The sequence below is a fragment of the Mesorhizobium sp. M7A.F.Ca.CA.004.12.1.1 genome, from assembly GCF_003997835.1.
Taxonomy (GTDB): Bacteria; Pseudomonadota; Alphaproteobacteria; order Rhizobiales; family Rhizobiaceae; genus Mesorhizobium.
Genome location: NZ_RZRK01000341.1, coordinates 1 through 6256 on the forward strand (window position 1 = coordinate 1; position 6256 = coordinate 6256).

Consider the following 6256-nt stretch of genomic DNA (forward strand, 5'->3'; position numbering starts at 1 on the left):
TGGACGTAGAGCTGGTTCAGCAGGATGATTTTCGCATCGGCGGTGGCGGCGGCGAAAGCCATGCCGCCGATCCGCTTGCCATCATCGGCCACCAGGAATTCCGAATTCGGCCGCGTCAGCCGCGAGCGGAGCGAAGCGACCGAGTGCCATTCGTCGGTGATCTCGGTGACTTTGGCAGCGCCATAAATGGCGTCATAGGTCGCATGCCACGTTTCCACCAGCAGCGTCCGCACAGCGGCAAGGTCGCGTTCACCTGCGGTGCGGACGAACACGGCGCTACTCGATGCCCAGCTTGGCCTTGACGAGGTCGTTGACGGCTTGCGGGTTGGCCTTGCCGCCGGTCGCCTTCATCACCTGGCCGACGAACCAGCCGGCCATGCTCGGCTTGGCGCGCGCCTGTTCGACCTTGTCGGGATTGGCGGCAATAACGTCGTCGACGGCCTTCTCGATGGCGCCGGTGTCGGTGACCTGCTTCATGCCACGGCTCTCGACCAGTTGGCGAGGGTCGCCGCCCTCATTCCAGACGATCTCGAACAGGTCCTTGGCGATCTTGCCGGAGATGGTGCCATCCTTGATCAGATCGATGACCGCACCGAGCTGCTCGGGTGAAACCGGAGCGTTTTCAATGTCTTTTCCGGCCTTGTTCAATTGCCCGAGCAGATCGTTGATGACCCAATTGGCGGCAAGCTTGCCGTCGCGGCCGGCGGCCACCTTCTCGAAATAATCGGCGATCGGCTTTTCCGACACCAGGATCGAGGCGTCATAGACGGACAGGCCGAGCGACGCGATCAGCCGCGCCTTCTTGTCGTCCGGCAGTTCCGGCAATTCCTTGGCCAGCGCATCGACATAGGCCTGGTCGAATTCCAGCGGCAAAAGGTCGGGATCGGGGAAGTAGCGGTAATCATGCGCCTCTTCCTTGGAGCGCATCGAACGCGTCTCGCCCTTGACGGCGTCGAACAGCCGCGTCTCCTGATCGATCTTGCCGCCATCCTCGAGGATGGCGATCTGCCGGCGCGCCTCATAGTCGATGGCCTGGCCGATGAAGCGGATCGAGTTGACGTTCTTGATCTCGCAGCGCGTGCCGAACTCGCCGCCCGGCCTGCGCACCGAAACGTTGACGTCGGCGCGCATCGAACCTTCGTCCATGTTGCCGTCGCAGGTGCCGAGATAGCGCACGATGGTGCGCAGCTTGGTGACATAAGCCTTGGCCTCGTCGGCCGAGCGCATGTCCGGCTTGGAGACGATCTCCATCAGCGCCACGCCGGAGCGGTTGAGATCGACATAGGACATGGTCGCATGCTGGTCGTGCATCGACTTGCCGGCATCCTGCTCCAGATGCAGCCGCTCGATGCCGACCTCGATGTCCTCGAATTCGCCCTGGCGGTCCGGGCCGACCGAAACGATCACCGTGCCTTCGCCGACGATCGGCTGCTTGAACTGCGAGATCTGGTAGCCCTGCGGCAGGTCGGGATAAAAGTAGTTCTTCCGATCGAAGACCGACTTGTGGTTGATCTGCGCCTTCAGCCCCAGGCCGGTGCGGATCGCCTGCTTGACGCATTCCTCGTTGATGACCGGCAGCATGCCCGGCATCGCCGCATCGACCAGGCTGACATTGGCGTTGGGCGGCGCGCCGAAGGCCGTCGAGGCGCCCGAAAACAGCTTTGCTTCCGACGTGACCTGCGCATGGACCTCGAGGCCGATGATGATCTCCCAGTCGCCGGTGGCACCGGAAACAAGGCGCTTGGCGTCGGGTGTGCGGGTGTCGATGAGGGACATTGTGGCCTGCGTATTGGAACTCGGATTATGCATTTACGCATATTTTGGTTTGCAACTTCGCTAGTGCAAACCGCTTCGCGAGACAAGCGCCCAAAAAACACAAGCGCAAAGCCACGGACTGGCCTTCTCAGCCGCTTTCGCCTATAGGACGTCCATTCCAATGGAGAGTGGATGTCCACTTACGCTCAGTCCCGGTAAGGCCCTGACCTCTTGGCGAGGCAGGGCAGAAAACCTGAAACCCCGTGCCGCGAAGCTTCGCGGCGGCGGCATTTTTTGTTTTCCCGGAAAACTCTCACATGGATATTTCGCGCACTGAACAGCGCATCCTGCACCTGCTCGCGCAGGGCGGACGCATTGAAATCGAAAAGAACGACAAGAAGCGGATCGCCTCCGTCAAATGCCTGACCCGCGACGGCTGGCACTATCCGGACGTCGATCTCGACATGTTTCGAAAGCTGAAGCGGAAGAAGGCGGTTTCTTCGTCGGGAGGCGGCCCCTACCGCATCACCCGGCGCGGGCTCGCACTCGTCCGCTCCGAACTCGACAACAGGTAGCCCGCGGTTCCGCCGGTCGGTTCTCCGGCCGGCGGTTCGCCTCACCGTTCAGGCAGTGGCGATATAGGCCCTGATCTGGTCGGCCTCGCGCTCGACATCCTCGATGCGGCGCTTGACCACGTCGCCGATGGACACGATGCCATCGAGCATGCCGTCCTTTTCCACCGGCAGATGGCGGAAACGGCCGCGGGTCATAATCTCCATCACCTCGTTGACGGTGTGATTTTCGTTGCAGATCTTCACCTTCGGCGTCATCGCCGAACGCACCGCGATATCGAGCGCGGCTCCACCTTCCCGGGCGACAACCCGGACGATGTCGCGCTCTGACAGGATGCCGACGATCTTGCGATCGCCATTGGTGATGACCAGCGCACCGATCTTGTGCTCTGCCAGGATGCGGATGGCTTCGCTCAGCTTTTCGTTCGGCCCGAGCGTCAACACGTCATGGCCTTTTCTCTCGAGAATTGCCTTCACCGTCATGGCGTCCTCCTCTGCTTTGCCTGCCGGTTCCTGCCCTGACCGGCCTTCACGTAAGAGTGAACATCGTGCGCCGTGATCGGTTGCATTTCAAGTGCGGTGGTCAGTCGTCTCCCACTCGGGCGCCTGCCATCGCCTGTCGAACCAGCGCAGGCCGAAGAAGCCCGCGACAAAGCCGCCAATATGAGCCTCCCAGGCGATCTGACCATCTACCCCTGGGGCAAACCCGAGCAGGCCGGTGGCGAGATTGATGACCATCCACATGGCGAGGAAGATCACGACACCGCGCAGGCGCAATACGAATGCGATCGGCAGCACAGGGCCGGCGAAGGCGGCCTTGCCGGCCGAACGGTCGGTGCGGAAGCCGAAACGCGCCGCAGCCCCCATCATGCCCGATATCGCACCGGAAGCCCCGACCAGCGGCGCCTCACCATAAGGATGCATCGCCCAGAAAAGCGCGACCGAAGCCAGCCCGGTTGCGGCAAAAAACAGCGCGAACCACAGCGCTCCCAGACGGTTTGCCAATGGTGAACCAAACGCGGCGAGCCACACCATATTGATGGCGATATGGGCAAAGCCGCCATGCATGAAGGCATAAGTGAAGGGCCGCGAAAACAGGAACCAGTCGAAGCCGTATTGCCCGGTGTAGAGAACGGGGATGAAGGCCCCGTCATACAGCAATGTCATCTGCTGGGATTCGCTCAACACATATTGCTGCAACAGGTAGACGACGACACAGATGCCGATCACCGCCAGCACGACGGGCGGCAGGTTGAACACCGGCTCGCGCCGCGGTTCAGGTGCGCCCTCGACCGGGTCGACTTCCGAGGGAGATGCCGGTTCACTCATTTGAAATTGCACTCTGCGGGATTCGGGGCTCGAGCATCTAGATCACCACGGACCGAACCGCAAACCGCGAATCGCCGCGGCGCGAATCAAAAAAGAAGCCGTTCAAGGTTTCCCTTGAACGGCTGGTCGAGCCCCCTGCTCCCCTAAAACTCTTGACTGAAGTGCTGCCGATCGTCGCGAAACGACCGCTTCTGGAGTGGTTTTTGTGTGCCACGGGGCTCGCTTCGATGCAACGTAAACCACTTGTTAACCTTAACGGCCCCGACCCGTGAACAAGTGTTAACGACGCTGGCACGCTTCCTGCTCCGCAACGCATGTAGGTCATCGGAGGGCGCCCTTCTGTTCACCGATGGGACATCAGACGACAGATTGCGCGGAGCAGCATAGTATGAACCAGAATGGATCGATCACGCTGTTCCAATATTGGAACCGCCTGCGTGATGGACGCCCTGCCCCGAAGCGTTCGGAGGTCGAGCCGGCCGACATCAAGTCGCTGCTGGCCGACACCTTTATCCTGGAGCGGGACACGCGCGGACAGGCCGTATTCCGGCTGGCCGGCACCAGGCTTTGCGCCTGCTACGGCCGCGAACTCAAGGGGTTTTCCTTTCCATCGCTGTGGCGCGAGAAGGATCAGCGGCTCGTCTCGCGGCTGATCCATGGCGTCTTCGAGCAGAAGTCGGTCGTGCTCATCAGCTATGAGGGTTTCAGCCGCAACGGGCGCTCCAACAAGTTCGAACTGCTTGCCCTGCCGCTGGACGGCGGTGTCGAAAATCCGCGTTGCCTGGGCGTCATCAGCGCCGTGGAGAAGCCCTTCTGGCTGGGTGCCGATCCGATCACCGACGCGTTGATCGATTCGATACGCGTCATCGATCCGGAGAAGGAGCTTCTCAACAATCGCCCGGCGATCGATGTTCCCTCGCTCGTTCCCGATGAACTTGGAGCACCCGAGACGATCTCGGCGCTCGGCCGGGCGCGCCGCATCCGCCATCTCGTCGTGTTCGATGGCGGGCGCGAGGAATAGTCCGTTTGCGGCCTGATGCACGTCGCCCAAAACTGCGCGGCTGTTTTGGCACCGCGACCTGCAAAAAGGAAACCCCTGGAGCGCCCGCTTTTTCCCTTTGTTAACCCGCTTTGTTGTACTTCTCTGATGAAGTTCCTCGCATCGGCGCGCGGGATGCCAAACGGGGTGTAGGCAGTCATGAGGTCAGCGGCGGTCGACTATGCGCCGTCCCAAGCTGAAAGGCGTAACTTTCAGCGCGTCCGGGTTAAAATCTACGGACGCTTCATGCTGGAAGACCGCACCGAACACCCCTGCCAGGTCGTCGACATGTCACCGGGCAATGTCGCGTTTCGCACCGACCGCATCGGCATGCCCGGCGAAAAAATCATTGCCTACATCGATCATATCGGCCGCATCGAAGGTGTAGTCACCCGCACCTTGCAGGACGGTTTCGCGATGACCGTCATCGCGTCGGATCGCAAGAAGGACAAGCTGGCCGCGCAATTGACCTGGCTCGCCAACAAGCATGAACTCGACCTGCCGGAAGATCGCCGCCACGAGCGCGTCGCGCCGCGCAATCCGACCAGCGTGCTGCAGCTCACCGACGGCCGCCAGTACCAATGCCGTATAATCGACCTTTCGCTCTCCGGCGCCGCGGTCGAGATCGACGTCAAGCCGGCGATTGGCATCCAGTGTGGCCGGTTTTTTGTTTTCGACGCCATGACCGGCATGCTTAGCCCACTCTTGGCGGGCTTGGGAGCCCTCCGCGCACCGAGATTGGCGCCTCAATATGCAAACGAATTAATACTCAAATGATTCAAATTTTACGTTTATTCTACTGGAGTTTTACTCAATATCTACTTCGAGCTTTTGCGTCAAATAAATCCACATGTGGCAATGTCTCCTTCGAACGGGGAGACTACAACAATGAAGAACACGAGGGGCAAGCTGTTGCTGGTGGCAATGGCGATGCAGCTTTCCGCTTGGGGATCAGCATATGCCGCGGGACCGGCCTATATGCACACCGGCGGACGCACCACCCAGCCTGTTGGCCATTATGAGTTCTGCCAGCGCAGTCCTGGCGAATGCAGCGAACGGACCCCGAAGGGTGCGCCGGTCGAACTGACCCGCAAACTGTGGGCGACGATCGTCAACATCAACAATTCGGTCAACACTCGCATCAAGCCGCGCACCGACATGGAAAACTACGGTGTCGAGGAATATTGGGCCTATCCGGCCAATGGCTATGGCGATTGCGAGGATTACGCGCTGGAAAAGCGCCGCGAGTTGATGGATGCGGGCGTGCCGGCCGGCAATTTGCTGATGACAGTGGCGCGCCAGCCGAATGGCGACGGCCACGCGGTGCTGACCGTGCGCACGAGCCTGGGAGAATTCATCCTCGACAATCTCGAGACCAAGGTCCTGTCCTGGACGGACACCGACTACACCTATCTCAAGCGCCAGTCGGACCAGAATTCCGGCGTTTGGGTGACGATCAATGACGGCCGCTCCGACGCGGTCGCCAGCGTCCGCTAGAACAGAGCTCAAGCGCGCCGCGTGAATGCGAGGCGCTTCAGGAGAAACCCGGTCGAGTCCCCAC

Annotated in this window: 7 protein-coding genes and 1 pseudogene; 4 read left to right on the forward strand and 4 right to left on the reverse strand. The window is 60.8% G+C overall.

What is annotated here, in order from left to right:
* Positions 1–272, reverse strand: a pseudogene (locus EN984_RS18615) (GNAT family N-acetyltransferase); the annotation flags it as partial.
* 4 nt (positions 273–276) lie between these two features.
* Positions 277–1776 (reverse strand): Asp-tRNA(Asn)/Glu-tRNA(Gln) amidotransferase subunit GatB, encoded by a 1500-nt coding sequence (gene gatB / locus EN984_RS18620; RefSeq protein ID WP_127276897.1) that lies wholly within the window; start codon positions 1774–1776, stop codon positions 277–279.
* Between the two features lie 296 nt (positions 1777–2072).
* Here gatB and EN984_RS18630 point away from each other — a divergent pair, with 296 nt between their 5' ends.
* Positions 2073–2330 (forward strand): YjhX family toxin, encoded by a 258-nt coding sequence (locus tag EN984_RS18630; protein WP_127269620.1) that lies wholly within the window; start codon positions 2073–2075, stop codon positions 2328–2330.
* A 48-nt stretch (positions 2331–2378) separates the two neighbouring features.
* On the opposite strand, the gene EN984_RS18635 is transcribed toward EN984_RS18630, so the two are convergent.
* Together EN984_RS18635 and EN984_RS18640 are read right to left on the reverse strand one after the other, a co-directional pair.
* On the reverse strand, positions 2379–2810 hold the full coding sequence (locus EN984_RS18635; RefSeq protein WP_027039198.1) for a CBS domain-containing protein: 432 nt from the start codon (positions 2808–2810) through the stop codon (positions 2379–2381).
* Between the two features lie 87 nt (positions 2811–2897).
* Positions 2898–3656, reverse strand: a complete 759-nt coding sequence (locus EN984_RS18640; RefSeq protein ID WP_127269621.1) for a rhomboid family intramembrane serine protease — start codon at positions 3654–3656, stop codon at positions 2898–2900.
* A 388-nt stretch (positions 3657–4044) separates the two neighbouring features.
* On the opposite strand from EN984_RS18640, the gene EN984_RS18645 reads away from it, so the two are divergent.
* From EN984_RS18645 to EN984_RS18655, 3 genes are all read left to right on the forward strand, one after another.
* On the forward strand, positions 4045–4677 hold the full coding sequence (locus EN984_RS18645; RefSeq protein WP_023812148.1) for a PAS domain-containing protein: 633 nt from the start codon (positions 4045–4047) through the stop codon (positions 4675–4677).
* Between the two features lie 177 nt (positions 4678–4854).
* Complete coding sequence (locus EN984_RS18650) at positions 4855–5472, forward strand: PilZ domain-containing protein (protein WP_236383445.1); 618 nt, start codon at positions 4855–4857, stop codon at positions 5470–5472.
* A gap of 111 nt (positions 5473–5583) precedes the next feature.
* Positions 5584–6192, forward strand: coding sequence for a transglutaminase-like cysteine peptidase (locus EN984_RS18655; protein WP_127269622.1), 609 nt, complete (start codon positions 5584–5586; stop codon positions 6190–6192).
* The last annotated feature ends 64 nt before the right edge of the window (positions 6193–6256 follow it).